At 40.6% G+C, this 22,321-nt stretch carries 24 protein-coding genes; 14 read left to right on the plus strand and 10 right to left on the minus strand.

From position 1 onward, the window contains the following. Positions 1-10: 10 nt before the first annotated feature. Positions 11-1,042, minus strand: coding sequence for a phosphotriesterase family protein (locus F2B13_RS03320; protein ID WP_232622996.1), 1,032 nt, complete (start codon positions 1,040-1,042; stop codon positions 11-13). Positions 1,043-1,207: 165 nt separating this feature from the next. Between F2B13_RS03320 and F2B13_RS03325 the strand changes: the two genes are divergently transcribed. Continuing rightward, entirely contained in the window at positions 1,208-1,615 is a 408-nt protein-coding gene (locus F2B13_RS03325; RefSeq protein WP_149303214.1) for a glyoxalase, read from the plus strand. Here F2B13_RS03325 and F2B13_RS03330 read toward each other — a convergent pair. After that, positions 1,607-2,290 carry a DUF2461 domain-containing protein gene (locus F2B13_RS03330; protein WP_149275862.1) on the minus strand — a complete coding sequence of 228 codons (684 nt, stop codon included), beginning with the start codon at positions 2,288-2,290 and terminating at the stop codon, positions 1,607-1,609. The genes F2B13_RS03325 and F2B13_RS03330 overlap by 9 nt on opposite strands. A gap of 91 nt (positions 2,291-2,381) precedes the next feature. Here F2B13_RS03330 and epsC point away from each other — a divergent pair, with 91 nt between their 5' ends. Together epsC and cysM are read left to right on the plus strand one after the other, a co-directional pair. After that, positions 2,382-3,176 (plus strand): serine O-acetyltransferase EpsC, encoded by a 795-nt coding sequence (gene epsC, locus F2B13_RS03335; RefSeq protein ID WP_149275863.1) that lies wholly within the window; start codon positions 2,382-2,384, stop codon positions 3,174-3,176. Further along, on the plus strand, positions 3,166-4,050 hold the full coding sequence (gene cysM / locus F2B13_RS03340; RefSeq protein WP_149303216.1) for a cysteine synthase CysM: 885 nt from the start codon (positions 3,166-3,168) through the stop codon (positions 4,048-4,050). Before epsC ends, cysM begins: the two co-directional genes overlap by 11 nt. Positions 4,051-4,087: 37 nt before the next feature. On the opposite strand, the gene F2B13_RS03345 is transcribed toward cysM, so the two are convergent. The 3 genes from F2B13_RS03345 to F2B13_RS03355 all read right to left on the minus strand — a co-directional run bounded on the left by F2B13_RS03345 (position 4,088) and on the right by F2B13_RS03355 (position 6,906). Next, positions 4,088-4,885: an alpha/beta hydrolase gene (locus F2B13_RS03345; protein WP_149303218.1), complete on the minus strand. Its 798-nt coding sequence runs from the start codon at positions 4,883-4,885 to the stop codon at positions 4,088-4,090. 45 nt (positions 4,886-4,930) lie between these two features. Further along, entirely contained in the window at positions 4,931-6,022 is a 1,092-nt protein-coding gene (corA, locus tag F2B13_RS03350) for a magnesium/cobalt transporter CorA (RefSeq protein WP_149275866.1), read from the minus strand. Between the two features lie 74 nt (positions 6,023-6,096). Then, complete coding sequence (locus F2B13_RS03355; RefSeq protein ID WP_149275867.1) at positions 6,097-6,906, minus strand: tRNA pseudouridine synthase A; 810 nt, start codon at positions 6,904-6,906, stop codon at positions 6,097-6,099. Between the two features lie 71 nt (positions 6,907-6,977). Between F2B13_RS03355 and F2B13_RS03360 the strand changes: the two genes are divergently transcribed. Continuing rightward, a complete protein-coding gene (locus tag F2B13_RS03360) occupies positions 6,978-7,415 on the plus strand; it encodes a hypothetical protein (protein WP_149303220.1) in 438 nt (145 codons plus the stop codon). Between the two features lie 187 nt (positions 7,416-7,602). Continuing rightward, positions 7,603-8,085, plus strand: coding sequence for a hypothetical protein (locus F2B13_RS03365; RefSeq protein WP_149303222.1), 483 nt, complete (start codon positions 7,603-7,605; stop codon positions 8,083-8,085). 70 nt (positions 8,086-8,155) lie between these two features. Here F2B13_RS03365 and F2B13_RS03370 read toward each other — a convergent pair whose 3' ends face one another. Further along, positions 8,156-9,529: a spondin domain-containing protein gene (locus F2B13_RS03370; RefSeq protein WP_149303224.1), complete on the minus strand. Its 1,374-nt coding sequence runs from the start codon at positions 9,527-9,529 to the stop codon at positions 8,156-8,158. Positions 9,530-9,772: 243 nt separating this feature from the next. On the opposite strand from F2B13_RS03370, the gene F2B13_RS03375 reads away from it, so the two are divergent. Together F2B13_RS03375 and F2B13_RS03380 are read left to right on the plus strand one after the other, a co-directional pair. Further along, positions 9,773-10,471: a response regulator transcription factor gene (locus F2B13_RS03375; protein ID WP_149303226.1), complete on the plus strand. Its 699-nt coding sequence runs from the start codon at positions 9,773-9,775 to the stop codon at positions 10,469-10,471. Further along, complete coding sequence (locus tag F2B13_RS03380) at positions 10,468-11,967, plus strand: sensor histidine kinase (RefSeq protein ID WP_149275872.1); 1,500 nt, start codon at positions 10,468-10,470, stop codon at positions 11,965-11,967. The genes F2B13_RS03375 and F2B13_RS03380 overlap by 4 nt, the downstream gene beginning before the upstream one ends. A gap of 24 nt (positions 11,968-11,991) precedes the next feature. On the opposite strand, the gene F2B13_RS03385 is transcribed toward F2B13_RS03380, so the two are convergent. The 3 genes from F2B13_RS03385 to F2B13_RS03395 all read right to left on the minus strand — a co-directional run bounded on the left by F2B13_RS03385 (position 11,992) and on the right by F2B13_RS03395 (position 16,482). Continuing rightward, positions 11,992-13,461 carry an AAA family ATPase gene (locus tag F2B13_RS03385; protein WP_149303228.1) on the minus strand — a complete coding sequence of 490 codons (1,470 nt, stop codon included), beginning with the start codon at positions 13,459-13,461 and terminating at the stop codon, positions 11,992-11,994. 348 nt (positions 13,462-13,809) lie between these two features. Further along, positions 13,810-14,970: a vWA domain-containing protein gene (locus F2B13_RS03390; protein WP_149275874.1), complete on the minus strand. Its 1,161-nt coding sequence runs from the start codon at positions 14,968-14,970 to the stop codon at positions 13,810-13,812. Positions 14,971-15,084: 114 nt separating this feature from the next. Next, complete coding sequence (locus F2B13_RS03395; RefSeq protein ID WP_149303230.1) at positions 15,085-16,482, minus strand: Gfo/Idh/MocA family protein; 1,398 nt, start codon at positions 16,480-16,482, stop codon at positions 15,085-15,087. 171 nt (positions 16,483-16,653) lie between these two features. On the opposite strand from F2B13_RS03395, the gene F2B13_RS03400 reads away from it, so the two are divergent. From F2B13_RS03400 to F2B13_RS03430, 7 genes are all read left to right on the plus strand, one after another. Beyond that, positions 16,654-17,460: a DUF1853 family protein gene (locus F2B13_RS03400; protein WP_149303232.1), complete on the plus strand. Its 807-nt coding sequence runs from the start codon at positions 16,654-16,656 to the stop codon at positions 17,458-17,460. Positions 17,461-17,726: 266 nt separating this feature from the next. Beyond that, positions 17,727-18,266, plus strand: a complete 540-nt coding sequence (locus F2B13_RS03405; RefSeq protein ID WP_232625188.1) for an RNA polymerase sigma factor — start codon at positions 17,727-17,729, stop codon at positions 18,264-18,266. Between the two features lie 2 nt (positions 18,267-18,268). After that, positions 18,269-18,808: a hypothetical protein gene (locus tag F2B13_RS03410; protein WP_149303234.1), complete on the plus strand. Its 540-nt coding sequence runs from the start codon at positions 18,269-18,271 to the stop codon at positions 18,806-18,808. After that, positions 18,792-19,880, plus strand: a complete 1,089-nt coding sequence (locus F2B13_RS03415; protein ID WP_149303236.1) for a hypothetical protein — start codon at positions 18,792-18,794, stop codon at positions 19,878-19,880. The genes F2B13_RS03410 and F2B13_RS03415 overlap by 17 nt, the downstream gene beginning before the upstream one ends. A 155-nt stretch (positions 19,881-20,035) precedes the next feature. After that, positions 20,036-20,695 (plus strand): hypothetical protein, encoded by a 660-nt coding sequence (locus tag F2B13_RS03420; protein ID WP_149303238.1) that lies wholly within the window; start codon positions 20,036-20,038, stop codon positions 20,693-20,695. Beyond that, positions 20,695-20,889 (plus strand): hypothetical protein, encoded by a 195-nt coding sequence (locus tag F2B13_RS03425; RefSeq protein WP_149275880.1) that lies wholly within the window; start codon positions 20,695-20,697, stop codon positions 20,887-20,889. Before F2B13_RS03420 ends, F2B13_RS03425 begins: the two co-directional genes overlap by 1 nt. Positions 20,890-20,939: 50 nt before the next feature. Continuing rightward, the gene (locus F2B13_RS03430; RefSeq protein WP_149303240.1) at positions 20,940-21,662 is read left to right on the plus strand and encodes a head GIN domain-containing protein; all 723 of its coding nucleotides are present in this window, start codon (positions 20,940-20,942) and stop codon (positions 21,660-21,662) included. 3 nt (positions 21,663-21,665) lie between these two features. Here the strand turns inward: F2B13_RS03430 and hisIE are convergent, their stop codons facing one another. Then, on the minus strand, positions 21,666-22,289 hold the full coding sequence (gene hisIE, locus F2B13_RS03435) for a bifunctional phosphoribosyl-AMP cyclohydrolase/phosphoribosyl-ATP diphosphatase HisIE (protein ID WP_262713969.1): 624 nt from the start codon (positions 22,287-22,289) through the stop codon (positions 21,666-21,668). Between the last annotated feature and the right edge of the window lie 32 nt (positions 22,290-22,321).

The raw sequence follows: 22,321 nt of genomic DNA on the forward strand, positions 1-22,321 counted from the left end.
CTACTTTTAACTACAGTTTTCTAACACCAATGGCATAGGCGTGCTTAGGGTTTTCAACGAGCAGCCGGGAGATTTCCTGTTTTGAGAACCCTTCATTTCGCAATGCCGGAATCAATTTTTCGAATAAGGAGGTATAGCCCCTAAAATCTCCTCCACTCGGCTCTCCTACAGTATACCACCCTGAATCGTGTGAAATGAGTATGTGATCTAACATATCATTTTCTTTGCAACGTAAAAGGGTTTCTACAAACCATTCTATCCTATCCTTTTCTTCGCTTATGTGATCTAAAGATACCCAAGCGCCCTGGGCCACCGCCTCCTCATATCCATCAAACGTACCTCCTTGGGCATGGGTCCAAACAAAGGCCGCGGGGGAAACCCCCATTTCTTTTAAAATACGAAGTTGAGCCATGGCGGGTTCATCAGGGCCCGTATGGGAAACAATGGTCAACCCTGATCCTAAATGGGTAATCGCAGCAGCCTTAATAATCTTTTTGTGCATGGTCGACAATTCTGCTTCACCGTCTACGGATATCTTTATAAAACCTGGGCGTATACCTGAATTGTCTATCCCGTTATGAAACTCATTCAACCAAATATCGGCCCATTTTTCCGCTTGCATTGATTCCATATTTTTAGGAATATATTTATTATTCCGAGCCCCATAGAAGCCTGTATTTGTTAGAATATTCATTCCGGTTATATTCGATAATTCCCTTAAAACATAGGGGTCACGGCCCAGATAGGCGGGCGTGCAATCTATGAAGGTGTTAACACCCCGAGCCTTGGCTTCCTCTAAGAAGGGTGTAGTACGTTTGACCACTTTATCCCGGTCCCAGCGCTGATACCCTGTACTATCGGCACCGATCCAATCGACCATCACATGTTCATGTATGAGTGAAAGGCCCATGTCATCCAAAGGAATCGTTCCGTTTACAGTCATTATTTGGGAAAAGGTCAAGTTATACCAAATCAGTAATAATGGAATTAAAAGAAGACGCGATCTTCTCCCATCAGGATGGCTATATGTTGTCACTTTCATAGTAAGCATATTTAGATGATCTGCCCTTAAATTACAACAATTTCAATAATTGTTCGGGTAAAGAGCTATATCGATTCGATACAATGTTTATAACCTAGTTAAAAACTAATACCTGCACCAAATCGCTCCAAGATGATATTGGCTATCTTTATAAAAACCCACAAAATGAACGATAGAGATCACTATCTTTTAGGCGTTCGGCCAGAAATTCCCGCCGCTAGAATAACCGATGACATGACTGCCGAAGAGCAGTTTCAAAACCGAACATTGCGCCCCGTTATCAAATTTCAGAACAATCTTCTTATTGCGGCATTCAAAAATTATATCCGAAAATATAAGAATTCGTTCTTTGATCTATCGTTGGAGAAACGATTGACCTATATTGAAAATGCCATTCAAAAGGATATCAAATTTCGAAATTCCCTCAAAGGAATGATCATTGGTCAGTTTACCATAACGGAGTACGAAACCTATATTAGACATTCTTCGGCCCTTAACAAGCGAATGATGGGCATGGTCATTGCCCGCCTGAAAGATCAGATTCAACTTTTTGAAATGGAAGCACTAGTTTGAGAATAGGGGTGTACCGTTAATATCGGTAGTCAGCACTTCGCTCATGTAATCGAAATAAGGCCTGATAACCCGAAACGAGCGATCTACTTGATCAATAAATTTTGGAGCCAGTACTTCTTTATCAGTAAAATTTCTAGTAAAGATGTATTGCTTCTTTTTTATAAGGTCAATATTGACATGATCACGATCGAACCCTTTTGGGGCCGTTTTAACTTCACCTCCTTTTATCTCGCCCCATATCTCGGTTAGGTTTTTATCATTTATTATTTGGCGAATCTCAGTGGCATCTTGTTCAAATTCTTTTCTAATTCGCAATAAATCTTCTTTGTCAGGTTGCCAAAAACCCGTAGCGACGAAACTGTTTCCTGGTTCGATGTGTAGATAATAGCCACCCCTCAGTCTTATTCCTGCCCTTGTAAAGGATCCTGAAAAATGGGTCTTATAAGGGGTCTTGTCATTTGAGAACCGAATATCTCTATAAATACGAAACATTTTCATCTTATCGATTTCATCATGCCCACGTAACCTTTCCATTACAAGAGTAAAAAATCCTTTTACCTCTTGTTGGTGCCTCTTGAATTCCTTTTTATGGGCGGTAAACCAATCACGGTCGTTATTTTCTTTGAGATTTTCTAAAAAATACAAAGCTTCCTTAGTAATTAGTGGATGTAACATACGACCAAAATGTTGTTAATTATGCTAAAGTTAACCAATTTGCGAATTTGTCTTTTAGAATAATCAGTATTTTTGAACCAACAGAGAGCCTATGAACCAAGATTCTATAATCGAGAAAATAAACTGGCACAAAAAACAGCCTAATCTTCGATACAAACTCAAAGAAAAAACGGAAGCCTTTACAAACCTTCTTTTTTACACGCTTTTTGATATTGATACTCCCGTTGAAAAAAACCTCGGAAAATTACATTCCATTTTTGATGAACTTGTAGACTTAGCCTGCTGGGACCTTGACAAACCTTGCAAAAGTCTTTGGGAAGGCTATGTAGAGAAACTTCCGGAAATATTAAAGCGTTTAAACCTTGATGCTGAAGCTACGGTCAATTGCGACCCTGCTTCCCTATCCATTGAAGAGGTATATATGGCATATCCGGGATTTTATGCCATTGCCATTTATAGGCTTGCCCACGAACTCTACCAAAGTGGATTTCCATTGGTACCTCGCTTAATGACGGAATATGCCCACAGGCAGACCGGTGTGGATATTAATCCAGGTGCGCAAATCGGCGACTCTTTTCATATCGACCACGGCACCGGAGTAGTTATAGGGGAAACCGCCGTCATAAAGAATCATGTGAAGATTTATCAAGGAGTAACCTTAGGTGGACTTTATGTGGCCAAACACCTTCAGAAAATCAAAAGGCACCCTACTATTGAAAATAACGTTACCATTTATGCCAATGCCACTATTCTTGGTGGGGATACTATTATCGGTGAAAATTCTATCATAGGAGGAAATGCGTGGCTTACCGAATCAGTACCTTCGAATTCTACGGTTTTTCATACACCTGAAATAAAGATAAAAACTCAAACCAATGCCTCATAGTCTCCTAGATCTTATCGGAAATACGCCTTTGGTCGAAGCACGAGTTGTGAACCCGAATAAAAGCGTAAGACTCTTTTTCAAACTTGAGGGACACAACCCTGGAGGAAGTGTTAAAGATCGTGCTGCCAATAATATGATCAAATCGGGACTTGAACGCGGGGATTTTGATACAGGTTCTAAATTGATAGAGGCCACTAGTGGAAACACAGGTATTGCGCTGGCAATGATAGCTTGTATATACGGACTTGACATTGAGCTGGTTATGCCTGAAAACAGCACCAAAGAGCGCGTTCAGACCATGAAGGCCTATGGGGCGAAAGTAACACTTACTTCGGCCGATATAGGCATAGAGGGCGCCCGTGACTACGCGGAAAGCAAAGTAAAGAATGAGGGCTTTATCATGATCAACCAGTTTGCGAACGACGATAATTGGAAGGCCCATTACAAATCGACCGGACCGGAAATTTGGAGGGACACCGAAGAAAAAATAACCCATTTCGTTTCCGCCATGGGAACGACGGGTACAATCATGGGCACCTCTACCTTCTTGAAAGAGAAAAATAATGATATACAGATTGTTGGTGTACAGCCCACGGACGAATCGAAAATACCAGGCATCCGAAAATGGCCGGTGGAATATTTACCTAAAATATTCGATGCCAAAAAAGTCGATCAGGTCATAGAGGTCAGTGAACATGAAGCAATTCACATGGCCCAACGCCTGGCCAAAGAGGAGGGTATTTTTTCAGGAATGAGTAGCGGAGGGGCCGCGACCGCTGCTTTAAAACTGGCCGCTAGTCTGGAAAGTGGGGTTATCGTTTCGATCGTGTGCGACCGGGGTGATCGTTACTTGTCTTCAGATCTGTTCGAGTAAATCATTTTATAAACAGAGCTTCATTCTTCTATAGGTATTAGTCCAAAGCCTCCGCCATTCCCTTTTTGAAGGCCTCAAAGTCTTGAAGGTAATTATGCCCCCCCTCTTTTATACTGAATAGTTTTTTATGATCGGTCGCCATACTTTCATACAACTTTTTTGCGGCTTCATAGGGTATAACTTCGTCGTTTGTCCCATGAAAAATGTATATGGGGCAACTAATGTGTTGTACGTATTCATTGGATGGAAAGCGATATCGCGATAGCCATTCCACCGGCAAAAAAGGAAAACGATGACTGCCCAAAGCTACCGCACTATAAAAAGGGGATTCCAAAATGAGCTTCGACGGATTGTTTTTAGAGGCCAGCCAAGTGGCAATACCTGTACCGAATGATCGACCATAGACTACTATATCCTGCTCGTTATAATTCTCTAAAATATAGTTATAGAAAAGTTGAGCATCACTATAGAGGGCCTCTTCGCTCAATTCACCAGTACTTTTACCATAGGTTCTATAATCGACCAACAACGATTCATATCCTTTTGATGAAAAGAGATTAGCCACATGGATGAGATGCGATATATTCCCTGAATTTCCATGAAAATAAATTACTATGCCCCTTGATTCAGCCTGTTTAATATGTACGGCATTGAGTTCGGCCCCATCTTGCGTTTTTAAAAAAATCTCTTCGTAGTCTTGGCAAAAATCATAGGTATGGTTCAAAGGCATTTTCGAGGGGAAAAATATTAGCCGTTCTTGATACCTATAGGCCAAAACCGTCAAAGACACATACAATCCAATGAGTAAAAACGCCCATATCCTAACCCTTCGCATCGACTAATCCTTTTTAAAATAAGTAATAATCATAGTCAAACTTTACTAGAGCCATCTTTTTCTCTTGAAATAAATAATCATCGCAATAAATAGAAAAAGCATTACTCCTAAAACCATATAATATCCATTTTCCCAATGAAGTTCTGGCATATGGTCAAAATTCATACCGTATATACCGGCTATAAACGTCAAAGGTATAAAGATCGAGGCCATAATGGTCAGCACTTTCATCACCTCGTTCATTTTATTACTAATGTTACTCATGTACATCTCCATCAGACTCATTGACATTTCTCGATAAATCTGTAGGCTTTCATTGATTTCCAACGAATGGTCAAGCACATCTCTTAGAAATACCTTGGTGTCTTTTGAAATGAGCGCGTTTTGCGTATCTATCAATCTACTAATGAGCTCTTTTACAGGAAAAATTGAGCGTCGGATCTTAAGTACTTCTTTTTTTAGCTGCTGGATGTTTTGGGCGACCTCAGGTGTAGGATTTGTATAGACCATCTCTTCTAGATGTTCTATTTTATCGTTCAAATGTTCTAGCACGGCAAAATAGTTATCCACTATAGCGTCCAATAGGGCAAAGTACAAGTAATCCGCACCTTGCGAGCGTATACGCCCCAATTTATTTTTAACACGTTCCCTTACACCATTGAACACATCATATTCCAGTTCTTGAAACACGATTACACAATTTTCAAGAAGCACCATGGCCACATGTTCTCCGACCACTTCACTTTCTTGATTGATATACAGCATTTTGTAAACCCCAAAAATATAGTTCTCGTATTCATCTATTTTCGGTCTTTGGTGTGTATTGACCGTATCTTCCATCACTAGAGGATTCAAACCGAACCGACGCCCCACTTTTTCGATGAATTTTTCATCACTCAGGCCTGCTATATCCACCCACGAGACCAATGGAGGGGCTTTGTGTATCACGATTTCATCAATATTTCCCGGAGCATGTACATTGAGCTCGGTCTCGTTGTATTCCAAGATTTTCACAAAGGTTTCCGTACCTTCCCTACGCCCCATGTAGGTGATGGTACCTGGGGCCTCTCCCATTTTTTTTTGAAACCTTGATGGTCTTTTAGGAATGATCTTCCCTAATTTTATTTTTTTGCCCATAATTGACCGCTGCTTTGATCGTTTTTGTATTTGATATAAATATAGGGAACTTCCGTCGAGATCCTTATTGAACTTTACAGGCCTTCGTCTTCAGTTTCCTGACCAAATTCTACAGCGTGCAGTATGAGCCCTGATCCCGGTGCTACATAAGTGAGTTTTTGATTGCTGTTCCTTTGAAGGGAGCGCTTAATGTCGTTCAAACTGAGCTCTCCCTTCCCTAGCTGAATGAGGGCTCCCATCATCATCCGTATTTGATACCTCATAAACCCCTTTCCTTTTATAATTAGCGTATAACTTGAAGAAGGAAAAAAATTGGCTTCGAACATATTATTTTCACAAATCTCACAGGAAATAACTTTTCTTAAGGTATTGGTACTTTTTTGCAATCTGGCCGTGTAGACATCAAAATAATGTGTTCCCTCAAAAATTTTGGCTCCCTCGATCATTCGGTCGATTTTTAAATCTTCCAAAATATTAGCCATAAAGGGGGCACAAAAAGGATGGTTTTTTTGACCAAATGAAAAAAGATAGACGTATTCTTTCGTCTTTACACTTTTTATGATATTAAAAGACTTATCGACCTGTTCAACAGACAATGCCCTTATATCCGATGGGAGGTTGAAGTTTAATAATTTGTTGAAGGCAACCAAATCTTCTAAAGGGTCTCCCTCCAAAAAAATCTCAACACCCATGTCGAGTGCCGAAACTTTAGCATCGGTTCTACCTGATCCTAAAATTTTGAAATTTCTAGAGGGAAGTATGAACTTTAGGGTTTTCGCCAACATACCTTCAACGGTTTTCCGTTCAGGCTGTTTTTGCCATCCGCTGAATCTAAATCCTAAATATTGCAAACGTAACAAGTAATAACTTCGAAGAGGTTTCATTCGTGTTGGCTTTTGCACCAAGCTAACGATTTTTTCGTATTTTGTAATACACAATCAACCGTTCTGCCATTATGACAACAAACCTTAAAACCAAACCACCCTATTGGTTCTGGGCCGTCAGTGTGATTGCACTACTCTGGAATCTCATGGGCGTAGCCGCATACTTAGGCGATGCCTTTATGACCGCCGAAGACCTCGCTCAGCTTTCACCGGATATGCAATCCCTATACGAATCAAGGCCCGCATGGGTAACCGGTGCCTATGCCATCGCTGTTTGGTCAGGAACGTTAGGTTGTATCGCCCTTCTTCTGAGGAAAAAATGGGCCATTACCTTATTGATACTATCGCTAATCGGTGTATTAGCCCAAAATGTCTATCAGTTTTTTATGAGCGACACCTTTGAAGTATTAGGTACCGAAGCAGTATATCTTCCTATAGTGATTATTCTGGTAACCATTATGCTCGTTTTGTTCGCCAGGACTTCGGCCAACAAAAACTGGATCGTTTAACAATCCGTTCACATCTGTGGGTTTCCGTTTGTCGTTGATGACGCCCCTCGAAACGCTAATAGTCCCTTCATATTTGTTCGTGCTAACCAAAATATGCTGCCCTTTATCGATTTTTTCTAATATCCTTTTTTAAGGACCGTTTTTATATAATAATAGCCTCACCCCATAAGGTGAATAAATTGTTACTATGAAAAATGTCTTTAAATTATTGACTTGGAAACGCTGTATTTACTTCTCAATTGCGGTTTTGACCCTTTTGATAGTTTTTAGTTTTTATGGGTTGTATTCCAACACATTTTATGTACTGAAACCTGACAATTATATATTTCCCTTGCTCACCTTGGTACATTTTACCTTTCTTTACGTGCTATGGTTCAAAATCGAGGAAGGTGAACTTACAGACCCATTAATGCGAAATGTCGAATATACCCTTTATGTGATATGTTTGGTATATCTATACGAAGCCTTCGAAACAGCCAGAATACTCATGACGTATTCAGAATTTGAGAACTATGTAATACCGGAAACTTTTCTACCCATGGGCACTTTTATATTATCGCTACAAATTCTTCTTTTGATGCTTACCCTAATATCTTTTAAATACAGAAAAGACTTTGTGGGAGCTTATACATTCGACAATATCAACCAACATATTGATTCTTGGGAGTAACCCCGTGTAAACTAAAAGATGGTCCAGAGATTAATGCCTGGACCATCATTTATCAACTTCACCATCTATTTTAATAGGTCTCGATACTGAGCGATACCAAATTATACCCTCCCCTAGCATCTCCGTTGGCCGTTACACCGGCAGATGAGTTAACTACTCCTTTGCCAAATTGTACGTCATTTATTTCAGTTACCCTACGTACGGTGTTATCGGTATCATCCGCTCCGGTATTTGGTCCTGATTGGAAAGGTGCCTGATCCGGACCAAACCCTATAGGTTGATCGACCTCGGTACCGGCATCAAAAAGATATACCTGTCTGGAGGCCTTTTCGTTGCCTTTCGATTTTCCTACACCGTGTGACAAAGCATAACCCATATCACCGAAGGATACAAACCAATCGTTGCTAAAAACGAACATCGAATTAATACCTAACTTATATCCCTTGGGAACGTCAATCGTAAATGTTAGGCTCTCCCCGGGTCCTACGGGGGCGGTCTCATTGCTCTTGGCCCCTGGTAAGTGCAAGGTTTCGGTGATATAATCAAAAAGAACCATATTGTTGCCATCTTCTGCGATTTGTTCTATTCCGCTTTCAGGAATTACCATTTCCCCTTCGGAAAAAACCGGGTCGTTGGCAGATTCAAAGGCGTATACAACGCCTGGTGCAAATACGGTAAACGAAGAGGAAAGACGAACTGGCGCACCATCTTTTCCTACCTCGGTAAACCAGCTGTGAAGTGCGGTCGGATTACCCTCTCTTGCGATTTTTTCCAATCCAAAACCATAGTCCTCCTGCCCAACTTTAAAGAATGGACTATTCTGGGCGTGGAGTACGACCACTCCTGGACTAATCGCAATAGGATTCGAATCCACATCGACCCCTCGAATATTCTCAATGGTCAGGGTAAATTGATCAGAACTATCGTCATAATCAAGCCACACCTTCATATAATTCGTGACATCTTCTTCCACTACCCTAACCGCAGTATTATCATCAGGAATGCCAGTATCCATACCACCAAATGTGGCGGGATCCTCTTCTTCCGTACCATCATCCCAAAGATATATTTGATCGGTAATGTCGCCCTTTATAGGGCCATTACTATCGAATAAGGATATACCTTGTTCGCTCGGCGCAAAAAACCAATCATTGGATACGCCCGACATGGTTGCAAAGCTAAGCCTTGCACCGTTTACGGCCTTAAAGTCAATCGAGTATGACTGTCCTACAGCGGTCAAAGGTCCAGCTCCCATAGCCCCATTGGGAGTGTTAAAAGCCAATGCATTAAGATAGTTGACCGTATTGGTCAGCGTTACCTTGTAGGTCGTCGTGGGTTTTACATCATCATCTCCAGGACCATGGCCAAAATGTTCACAAGAAGTGAATAGCAGTGCTGAACCTAATAAGGTAAGGCCGATAATTTTTTTCTTTACTCTTTTCATGATCTTAATTTTTTAAAGGTTAATACATCGACAAACTAACCCCTCAAACATTGTATGGTGATCACAAAAAGATAAAATTTAAAATGGTTTTGTAAGGATTTTGTGAACTTTTCGGCTATTGAAGGAGTCAAGGCATTGATTTACAACCTAAAAAGTGGCATATCGCCTTATTTATCCCCTTTTTGACAATTTATAACGATGTGATATTCATGTGATACTTTTTTCCGTCATTAGCTATTGAATATGAAAGAAATTTTGATCATTGAGGATGATTACGAGATCATCAAACTTTTAGAGATACATCTGACCGACCTTATATACAAAACCTCAAAGGCAACGGATGGTGCACAAGGTTTAAAAATGGCCTTGGATCACGATTACGACCTGGTACTTTTAGACTTGACCTTGCCCACCATGGATGGGGTAGAAATTTGTAAAAAGTTACGCGCAAAAAAAAATACGCCCGTAATCATGCTGACGGCCAAGTCCGAAGAGATTGACCGGGTACTCGGTCTTGAGATCGGAGCTGATGATTATATCACTAAACCCTTTAGTATTCGAGAATTGCTTGCAAGGATCAAAGCGGTTATGCGCAGGGTCAATAGCCAAAAAGTTAGTCGTGAGAATAGCGCTACACTTAGTTTTGAAGGTCTTTTTATCGATATCGACAAGAGAAAAGTAATGCTTGGGGAAAAAAAAGTGGAACTCTCGCCCAAAGAATTCGAGCTTTTGGTATTAATGGCTTCAAACCCAGGTAGAAACTATACCCGAACAGAATTATTGAATGTAATATGGGGCTACAATTTTCACGGGTATGAACATACGGTCAATTCACATATCAACAGATTGAGGGCTAAAATTGAATCGGATATGGCCAACCCGAACTACATTTTGACCACTTGGGGTGTAGGATATAAGTTTAATGAAGAGATAGGAGTATGAAGAAGACCGAAAAAACACTGACTCCAAAATTGGTCAAAAAATTGTGGATTGCCTTTGTGCTCTTAGTTCTACTCATGGGAGCTTCCTTTATATTTATAACCGGATACTTTGCCAACAAGTACAGTCAAGAAACTACACAAAGGGTCAATGCCGATGTCGCTCATCACGTAATTGCCGAGAAATTCACCAATGCATCCCCATTTCTAGAAGATGGAAGTGTCAACAAGCCGCTTTTCGGGGATCTCATGCACGACATGATGGCGGTAAACCAAAGTATAGAAGTTTATCTTTTAGATGAGGCGGGCAACATCCTTTATTCGGTAGTTCTAGACCCTTCCGATAAGCATGCCATGCATAAGGTCTCCCTTGCACCTATAGCCACTTTTATTGATAATAAGGGTGAAAAGTTCGTCTTAGGTGACGATCCCCGAAATCCTGGCGAACAAAAGATATTTTCTGCAGCGCCTTATGCTATCGATAATCGCGAAGGATATATTTACATCATACTAGCCGGGGAAAAGTTTAAAGAAATTAGCAATAACCTTTTAGGGCAATATTTTGCCAAACTGGGAATTGGAGCTACGGTTCTGACTACGATTTTCTCCGCACTTATCGGTTTATTGGCTATTTGGTTCCTAACAAAAAATCTAAGGTTGATGACGCGTACGGTGCGAAAATTTCAGGAAGGAGATCTGAAGGCACGTATAGAAAAGCCAGAGACGTCGGATATCGAGGTCTTTGCCAAGTCTTTTAATGAGATGGCCGACACTATTGTAGGCAACATGGATAAGATGAAATCTGTGGATCTTTTACGAAGAGAATTGATTGCCAATGTTTCACACGATCTTCGAACACCTTTATCTGTTTTAAAAGGCTATATCGAAACCTTACAAATAAAAAGGGATACACTTTCGGAAGCTGAAAAGGAAGAATATTTGCAGATTACGCATGACAACGTAGATAAGCTGTCAAATTTGATCAACCAACTGTTCGAGTACTCCAAACTGGAAGCGGAACAAGTAGTTCCGGTAAAAGAACCCTTTTCAATCACTGAACTTTCACACGATCTTATTGCCAAATTCAAGGTGATTGCCGAACAAAAACAAATTACGTTGGAGCTGGATAATCCGGAAGAGAATTCGATGGTTTTCGCCGATGTGAGCCTAGTTGAACGAGCCTTGCAAAACCTGATCGAAAATGCCATAAAATATACCGAGGCCAGCGGAAAAGTGACCCTCTCGCTTACGAAGAAGGGCGAAAGCGTTGAAATTAATATTACCGATACAGGTACGGGCATTCCGGTAAACGAGCAGCCTTTCATTTTCGACCGCTATAAACAAGTCGCCAAAAACACGACAAAACATCAAGGCCATGGTCTAGGTCTCGCTATAGTGAAGAAAATCATGGACCTACATGATACAACCATTACCGTATTGAGCAAACCTCGGCAAGGAAGTTCGTTTATATTCAAACTACCCGCCTATCAGGTTTCGTAAACGCAAAGAGACAGAATATTTTTATTAAAGCCCGCTTATGAAGCTACCGTACAAATCTTTGAATTGATAGCCCTCGGTAAAACGATGTTTGCTTAACTTTTTATGGGAAACCAACCCCCAAAGAACCAGCTCCTTTAGAAAGTACACATCTTTTTTTGGGAAATCGGGCTGATATTTTTCTACCAATCGGTTCAACGCCGGAATGCTGTCTAGCGTGCGTTTATATTCTTCATTGGTAAAGTCATCGAGCAATTCAAAGCCTTGTCCTTGAAAAAACCACTGAAGCACATCGTCGTACGGCGTTTCAGCATCTTTTTTTTCTAGCTTATCGATTTTTGGAAAATACTCTGGAAACATGGATTTAACGGCGTCATCGACGAGTATTTCGGCGACACTACCGGCACCCTCCTGTTCACCTTCATATACCAATTCTATTTTACCGGTAATCGCAGGTACGACCCCCATGAAATCACTCAAACGAACCGTGGTCGTATCGGAACCGGTCATTAAAGATCTTCTTTCGGCACTACTTAACAAGTTTTCGAAAGCGGTTATACTTGTTCTGGCACTAACACCACTTTTGGCATCCACATATTCGCTCTTTCTTGCCTCGAAACTGATCTGTTCCAATAGGTCTTTGGCTATATCGGGCACATATATGGATTCGGCCTGTCGAGTATCCAAATTGGACTCTTGCTCGGTGATCTTCCGCGCGGTCTGGATATCATCGGGATAGTGCGTAAGTATTTGAGAACCTATTCTATCCTTTAATGGTGTCACAATACTTCCCCGGTTGGTATAATCTTCTGGGTTGGCAGTAAACACAAATTGAATATCCAAGGGAAGTCTTAGTTTAAAACCCCGTATCTGTATATCGCCTTCTTCCAAAATATTAAATAGAGAGACCTGAATGCGTGCCTGCAGGTCGGGTAACTCATTAATAACAAAAATGCATCGGTTGGCGCGAGGAATCATCCCAAAATGTATAACCCGATCATCGGCATAGCTCAGTTTTAGATTTGCCGCCTTAATAGGGTCAACATCTCCGATCAAATCAGCTACAGTCACATCGGGTGTCGCTAACTTTTCAGCAAATCGCTCATTTCTATGAAGCCAAGAGATCGGGGTATGGTCTTCTTTTTCCCTAATAAGTTCTATGGCATACCGAGACATAGGATTCAACGGATCGTCGTTGATTTCTGAACCTTCAACAATGGGTATCCATTCATCCAGTAGATTGACCATAAGGCGCGCCAATCTGGTCTTGGCCTGTCCCCTAAGTCCTAATAAATTAATGTTATGCCGTGATAATAAAGCTCTTTCCAACTCGGGAAGAACCGAATTTTCATAACCCCACACCCCAGGAAAAGTTTCTTCCCCGACCTTTATCTTCTCGATAAGGTTATTACGTAATTCATCTTTTATACTTCTTGTTTGGTACCCCGCCTTTTTTAATTCACCTAGCGTACCGATTTCCCTTGGGTTCAATTTCATATAATGTATTAATCAAATGATAATAATTCAGGTTCTAGAAAAATGTTCTAATTTAGTTTCAATTCTTATATAACTGTTGTACAAGGATAAATAATCAATGAACTAAAGTTATAATTTAAATTTTTAAGAGCCATAGTTTTTGATTTTGAACAGTAGTTAAGAAGGCTTCAATTCCGTATACACGAAGGTGAAGATAACCTAATCGCAAATGTGCTTTAGGACTTAACCATTCCGGTTCGAAAAGGTAAATCTCAAATTGTCGTCTAAATTTCGATTCCCTCAATTTGAAGAATTTCACCATTGTCATAGACTTACTCTCCTTTATTGACTAAATAGGTTTGACCTATTTTATTTTAACCTTTTTCGTCTATTAGACTCATAATCTTCGAATATCATTTCACCCAAGCCCTTTAATCCTGTAAAAAACGCTTTTCCTTTGTTGGCCTCGGTAAAATGACGTACAAACTGCATGAGATAAGGGTCTTGAGCAATCATAAATGTCGTTATGGGGATATGAAGTTTTCTTGCCTGCCGTGCCATATTGTAACACTTTTCGACAATGTACTCATCGAGCCCAACACTGTTCTTATAATAGTTTCCGTCAGGAAGACGAAGACAACTCGGCTTACCATCGGTAATCATAAAAATCTGCTTGTTGGTGTTGCGCTTTCTACGCAACATATCCATTGCCAATCGCAATCCAGCCACTGTGTTGGTATGATACGGCCCCACACGCAGATAAGGTAATTCTTTAATCGATATGGGCCAGGCATCATTGCCAAAAACCAATATATCTAATGTATCTTTTGGATATCTAGTGGTGATAAGTTCGGCCAAGGCCATGGCCACTTTTTTAGCAGGAGTTATTCGGTCTTCCCCATACAAGATCATACTATGACTAATGTCGATCATTAAGACCGTGCTCATTTGAGCCTTATATTGGGTGTCTTCTACGACTAAATCTTCTTCATTGAGGGAAAAGCTGCCGATACCATGATTGATTTGGGCATTTTTAAGACTTTCGGTCATCGAGATATGCTCAAGACCATCTCCGTAGCGATATTCCCTGAAGTCTCCTGTATGTTCGTCACCCTGACCAGATTTCCCTGTTTTATGGTTTCCGGCACCGCTACGTTTTAATTTACCGAATATTTGATCGAGAGCACGTTTACGGATGATACGTTCCATCTTTGCCGTAATCGAAATATTTGCCTTTCCATCCCCTTCATCGCCTTCTTGACCTTCCCCGGCATCCGCGCCACCATCCTCAAACTCCTCTCGAATATAGCCTTTGGCCTTTAGTTCTTCTATAAAGTCGTCAATCGTATACTCATCGTCGGTAAGTTCATATTCCTTATCCAGTTCGCGCAGCCATTCAATGGCTTCATCAAAATCACCCGAAGTATGGGTAATAAGCTCTTGAAAAATATCAAAAAGTTTTTCAAAAGGAGTCTGTTCCGGAGCTTCGTAGGTAGCAAAGCGAAAACCTTTTCTTGTATTCATAGCCATTACATAAAAGTAACGTTTTTAGCTATGAAAAACTCAATTTTAAGAAATGTTAACGGTTCATCCCATCAGAAGAACGGCAAGCACAGCTCTTTGATATAGATTATAGGCTAAAAGTTATTCTACGATGGCCAAAGCGTCGGTACTCTTCCAGGATCCGCGGGTGAAATCGGGAAACTCTTGAGGTGCTCCATTGGCCGCAACAGAAGCCTCACTTAAAGGTCCGACCGCACTCCAAAGACAACCTTCGTAGAGGTTTTGGTCTAGCGGCTCTCCTTTTCTTAAACATTCCACTATTCGGTATCGCATCATGAAATCCATACCTCCATGGCCTCCCATCTTCTTGGCCAGTTCGCCCAATCTTTTATATAGGGGATGCTCGTACTTCTCATATATTTTTTGGAGATCTTCTCCTTCGGCCCATTCGTGGTGACTCTCCGTAGCCCCTTCTACTCCGCCTTCCAGCGCTATACGCGTAGGGAAACTGGCTAATGTACCATTGGTGCCTTGAATGAGGTTTAAACGGGTATACGGTCTTGGACTCGTCTCGTCCCACTGTACCATAATCGTGCGACCAAGGTCGGTTTTAATGATCGAAGTGTTGATATCGCCACCTTTAAAATTCAATTGATTCCATTTATGGTCCGCAGGGAAATTTTCTTTTGCATATAGTGCTCGACCCTTTGCTGGGGATGAGAAGGAATTTAAATACTTGAAATTGTCTTCTCCTCTGGCCAGATTCATATACTGGGCAACGGGTCCCAAACCATGGGTCGGATAAAGATTACCGTTTCGTTCGGCATACTCATAGGTTCTCCATGAACCCGTACCTCGCTCCACTTCGTTCATTTGCCCTCTTAATTCATGAATATAGGCAGCTTCGCCATGCAAAAGTTCACCGATGACCCCCTGACGGCACATATTAAGATATAAGAGTTCTTCTCGTCCATAGTTAACATTCTCCATCATCATGCAGTGCTTCTTCGTTTTCTCCGAAGTATCTACCAACTGCCACATTTCGTCAATGGTCAAAGCGAGAGGAACTTCAACAAAAGCATGGGAACCGGCATTCATAGCACCCAATGCCATCGATGCGTGTACTTCCCAAGGTGTGGCAATGACCACGGCATCCGGTTTTTGCTCTTCCAACATTTTTTTCCAATCATTTTCACCGTTGGTATAAAGCTTTATGTTCTTATGCCTTTCACCCTTTCCATGTTCTTTGCAAACCTTCTCCGACTTTTTGGCCAAATCGTCATATAAATCACAAATAGCAACAACCTCTGTGCCCTCTATGGCCGCAAATTGGCTTGCATGCCCTGAACCTCTTGCGCCAACTCCAATAAAAGCAATGCGAACGGTGTCTAATTTAGGTGCTGCGAACCCCCCCATATAAACAGCTTCTGAAGGTCTGTTGGTGGAGAATAAGTTTGCTTTTGAAAGGTTTGGGGTCAAAGCTATGCCCGCGCCTACTAAAGAGGTCTTTTTAATAAAATTTCTTCTATTTGAATTCATACGATATATTTTGGGAGGTATGCCCTTGATTATTGTTCTCACAAGATAAAAAAGTTTTGGCAAAAAACAGCACTATCAAAACAGTTAAAGAACTGTTTGTAGGCGCAATATTACTTTTTAGTAACTTCAAGGCCCCCAAACCCCTGAAAAGGAGAGATCAGCACAAGCTTTATGGTCGAGAAACAGTGTATCGGATTCATGAGTACCCCCCCGTTATGGGTCAATGCGCAATTTGGGGTGGTTCAATTCGAATTTCCTGAAATCGACTTAAAAAGATTTCGACCAGATCCCATTCCAACCAATCTGCGTCTGGGTCATCAAATCGAATACATTTTTGCTCAGCTCATCGAGAACTCGGTCAACTACAGCATAGCTGTACAAAATCTTCTTGTAAAAAAAGATCTTAGAACCGTGGGCGAAATTGACTTCATACTAGTCAAATCGGATACCAATCAATTAGTACATGTAGAACTCACCTACAAATTCTACATCATAGATCCTCTAATATCAGAACCTGTACATCGTTTGATGGGACCTAATAAAAGGGATATGTTCTTCACCAAACTTGAAAAAATAAAAACCCAGCAGTTCAAGCTTTTGCATACAAAAGAGGGTATTGAGGCCTTGCGCCCCTTTAGTATCAACCCTTCGGAACTCGAACATCAGACTTGCTTTAAAGCTCAATTGTTTATTCCTTACCAATATTCGTCTTTAAATATACGCCCTTTGAATCAACGCTGCGTAAGCGGTTTTTGGTTGAATTTTGACCAATTTAGGCTTTCCGAATTTCAAGAACATTCCTACTATATTCCAAAAAAATCGGAATGGATAGTCGAGCCCTATCTTGAGGTAAAATGGAAGTCACATTACGATACGCTTTTAGATGTCAATGTACGAATGATACAACAAAGCTCTCCGTTGGTTTGGGTAAAGAAACCCAATAACCAATTTGAAAAATTCTTTGTGGTTTGGTTTTAGAGAATGCGATTGATAAAAAGAAAACTGATCATCGGTGACTTTTTGGCAACAAGATAGATTCGTTATACAAGAACCAGCTTCATAAGGAAATTCCAACGCCCCTTAAAACCAATGGTATGTTTTATAGACTCAAAGTCCTTTTTAATCCTCTAATCTTTAAATTTTCCTCCAAGGAAAAATATTTTTCTAAAAATGCAACTTTTTATGAATACCGTTGTCTTTGTTATATAAATGTTGGCTGAGTACGAACAACCATCCCACTTTAATTGAAAAACGAAATCCGATTTACCCATAAGGCCCTTGTGGAAAAGAGCAAGTCTGGTGACCGAAACGCTCAGTACCAATTGTACGAGTTGTATGTGGACGCCATGTATAACATAGGTGTGCGGTTTTTAAAGGTAAAAGAAGACGCAGAAGATATTGTTCAGGACAGTTTTGTGGAAGCTTTCAAAAATATCCACAAATTTAGATATGAAAGTACTTTCGGGGCCTGGCTAAAAAGAATAGTGATCAACAGAAGCCTTAACTACTTAAAGATGAAAAAAATACCCTTGACGCCAATCGACGAACACGAATATTACTTGTCAGAAGGCATTGAACAGAATAAAGTCAATGAGATGGACATTCACAAGATAAGAACCGGAATTGAGCAACTTCCATCAGGCTATAGACAAATTATCAATCTCTATTTAATGGAGGGATATGACCATCAGGAAATTGCAGAAGTGTTGGACATCACTGTCTCGACCTCTAAATCACAGTACCATAGGGCAAAGAAAAAGCTCATTGAAATCATAAATAAATGATAATGGATAAATTTGAAAAATACATTCTGGAAAACAGAAAACAATTCGATGTCCATAAGGCAGATAAAGAAAAGCTCTGGGCCAATATCGAAGAACGTCTTGGCCCCGATTCTAAAGTAATCCCCTTTTGGAAATTTCCCCTATTCAAAATTGCGGCAACAGTAGCCGTTATTTTAAGTGTGGCCGGTTTGATCGGTGTCGCCACTTTCGCTCATTCCGGTAGCTTGGAAAGCCCTGTGGTCTCCCAAGAATTACAAGATATAGACATGTACTATGCTAATCTGGTATCGTATCAAGTTCGATTGGTAGAGAAGAGTAGCAAACTTTCCGATGCCGACAAAGAAGAGTTTTTATCCTTCATGGACGAACTTGACAACGAGCATGAAGAATTACGGCTAGAACTACAGAACAATATCGATAATGAAGCGGTTCTTGAAGCTATCGTAGCCAATTATAAAAAGCGAATAGAGCTTATTGAGAATCTTTTAAAGCAACTCAACGAACCCAAAGTTATACAAGAAGATTATGGATACACTTTATAAAAAAATTATTTTGCTAATTGGTTCGATACTACTGTACCTCCCCGCTCAGGCACAGGAAAAAGTTTCTAAAGAACTGAGTAAGGTGTTCGAACTCACCAACAATGGCGACATACATATTGAAAACAAGTACGGCAACATCAGTGTATTTGGTTGGGAAAAAGAAGAGGTGTCCTTACGCATCACTATAAGAGTAACCCATAAAAAGCGGGATAATGCACAAGATCTATTAAACCGTATCAAACCAATACTGCATCATAGCGAAAATTTCTTGTCCGTCAGTTACGAAATTGAAGAAAAGGGTTCTAGCTTTTTCTCACAACTTTTCGAAAAGGCCAACCCTTTTGATTTTGACCGTAGCAATATTCAAATTGACTTTACATTAAAGGTTCCATCAAAAACAGAAATGGAAATCAGTAACAAATTCGGGGATGTCATCATCGAAGATTGGAATGGCACTCTTGATGCCCAAGTGGAGCATGGGAACATTTGGATCAACGAGAATCTCAAAAACGCAACCGTATCCTTAGAGTTCGGAAAATTACATGCCAAGGATATTAGCTTTGGAAGGCTCGAATTGAAAAATGGTGAATTGAATATGAACGATGCCAAAAACCTAAGGCTATATAGTTCAGGGAGCACGGTTGAACTGGGTACTATTGGCGTATTGGATATCGACTCGAACAAAGACGAGTTGATGTTGAAATGGGTGGATAACCTTTTCGGCGTGGTAAAATTCGGCCGGGTTGAGGTACATCGATTGCAAAAAGACCTGGACATAGACCTAAAAATCAGTGATTTTGTGGTCGATAAAGTTGGCGGAACGGACGTGGATATTTCCATAACACAGGAGTCTTCAGACATTACCTTAAACATAACCGATTTTTCACATCAATTTAGGGCGGTTTTAGAAGAAGGCTTAGTGCGATTGCCCAAAACCTATCGAGAGGTAGATTCCAAAATATTGGACAAGGGTAAAAAACTTAGGGAGATATATGCTACTTACGGCGACCACATCAGGGGAACCATTTTAATTGAAGGCAAGAAAGGAGTCGTGCTTTTAAAAGAATTGTAGGTATCCTAAAGTTTTTATGCCAAGCCCTATAAAGGTTCAGTCAAAATGCGGGAAAGGTGTAAGTACAGCGTAAAAGATAGAAAAAAATTGAACCCTAATGCAACATTTTCAATCCTAGGTTGTCTATTAAATAAATCATCATAAAACGAACAGTAATGAAAAAAATCAAAATCGGTCTCTTCGCCATACTCGTAGGGACTTCAATCTCAATTCTTGGACAAGATAATACAAACGAATACCTAGAATTTAATGACCGTAACAATGTCGTACACGGCGTGTATTTGGGACTCACCACCTACCTAGGCGAAATTGAAGAAAAGGTCACCTATATGGGGGGATTAAAAGTAGCCTACGTGGCCAACCAACAATTCGAGGTAGGTCTAGCGGGAACCTTCCTGTATTCGAGACAGGACGTCTATCGTATCACTGAAAACTATGACCAAGATTTGATAGGAGCGTATGGAGGCCTACATCTGGAGCCTATTTTCTTTAGCAAACACTTGGTAAACCTATCTTTTCCCATACTTATCGGAGCTGGCGCTGTAGGCTATATAGATAATAACTATTCGGATCATTACAACGAAAATCTTACCGAAGATGACTTCGATGCCCTATTTATTATAGAGCCTGGTATAAGTGCCTTATTCAATATTAGCAGGTACGTGCAACTAGAGGCCGGAGTGAAATACCGGTTTTCAAGTGAACTTGAACTAGAACCGAATGCCGTTGAGCGAATCAATGGTCTGTCGGCCGGGCTGGGCATCAAAGTGGGCGTTTTTAATATGGGTCGTAACCGATATAAAAAGAATATATAATGAGTTTCAAAGTAAATCTTAACGGCCTACCTGACAGTAAAAGTATCAAAACAAAATATGTGTATTCCGAGAACAGTCAGGTTTTTCTTAAAAAAGAAACAGAAGGAGACACGCTAACGGAAGAACAATGGTTTCCGATAAATTTCCAATGGATTCCCGTAGTCGAACTTCATAAATCGCTAACCGAAGTTTAACCCTAATATTCATCAATCAATCGTACGTTTTACGTCAAAAAATCTAAAAAATGAAGAAAACAGTATTATTTTCAACCTTGGTTGTACTTTGCAGCCTGATGATATCCTGTGATATCGATCATATTAGAGCAAAGGGAGAAGTTACTTCTAGAGATCTCACACTCACGGGCTATACCGGTCTTAACATATCAAATGCCTTTGAGGTTTTCGTTACCTTTTCAGACACGGTCGAGGACGTTCGTATCGAAGCAAACGATAATTTACATGATCGAGTAGTAGTGGCGCGTGAAGGGAACGATCTTGTAATCAGGTTGAAGAAGCATACGTTAATTCGTGGCAATCCTACCCTTAATGTATATATCACCACCCGAGAAATAAAGAACATTGACCTAAACGGGGCATCCAAGGTTTTTTTCGAGAATACTTGGGAAACAGAAAGCGGAAATGTAAAACTATCAGGTGCTTCGGAACTTATGGGTGAAGTAGACATAGATCATCTAGAGCTAGATTTAAGAGGTGCATCAAAAGCGGATATTTATGGGAAAGCAACTTCATTACATGCCGATTTAAGGGGAGCCAGCGATTTAAGGGACTATGACTTGCTCAGCAACCGACTTCACATCAAACTTTCAGGCGCCAGTGAAGCTTTTCTGTCTGCCATCGAGTCTATAGCTATAGACGCAGCTGGTTCAAGTGTGTTAAACTATAAGGGAGATGCCATTATTGTGCACAAAGACCTTAGGGGGGCATCACAGTTAAAGCACCGAAACTAGTTTTTATTTATGTCGCTTTTTTAGTTCGGCTTCGATATCCTTGAGGGAAAAGCCCTTGGCCTGAAGTAATATGAGGTAGTGAAACAAAAGATCTGCGCTCTCATTCAAAAACAGTTCATCGTTGTTATCTTTCGCCTCGATCACGGTTTCGACCGCTTCCTCCCCTACTTTTTGGGCAATTTTATTGATTCCTTTTTCAAAGAGGGAAGCTACATACGAAGTACTACCATCTGATGAAACACGACGCTTTTCAATTACACTTTCAAGCTTGGAAAGGAATCCGAAACTCGTCGTGTTTTCTTGATTCCAACAGGTATCACTTCCTTTGTGGCAAGTAGGCCCTGTAGGGGAAACGGACACTAAAAGCGTGTCGTTATCGCAATCGGTTTTAATGTCGATTAGATTTAGGTAATTACCGCTTTCCTCTCCTTTAGTCCACAGCCGCTTTTTTGAACGGCTATAAAACGTTACTCTTTTAGTTTCTTGGGTCTTTCTCAAGGCTTCTGCATTCATGTACCCTAACATCAGTACATTTTTAGTAATGGCATCTTGCACTACGGCAGGTACCAATCCGTTTTCGTTTTTTTTAAAATCTACGTTCATTTTTTTCTGTTGATAATTGGCGATCGCTTCGTAATGCTTACATTTCAAAAATCACT

This window comes from Pareuzebyella sediminis (genome assembly GCF_008367235.1).
Taxonomy (GTDB): Bacteria; Bacteroidota; Bacteroidia; order Flavobacteriales; family Flavobacteriaceae; genus Pareuzebyella; species Pareuzebyella sediminis.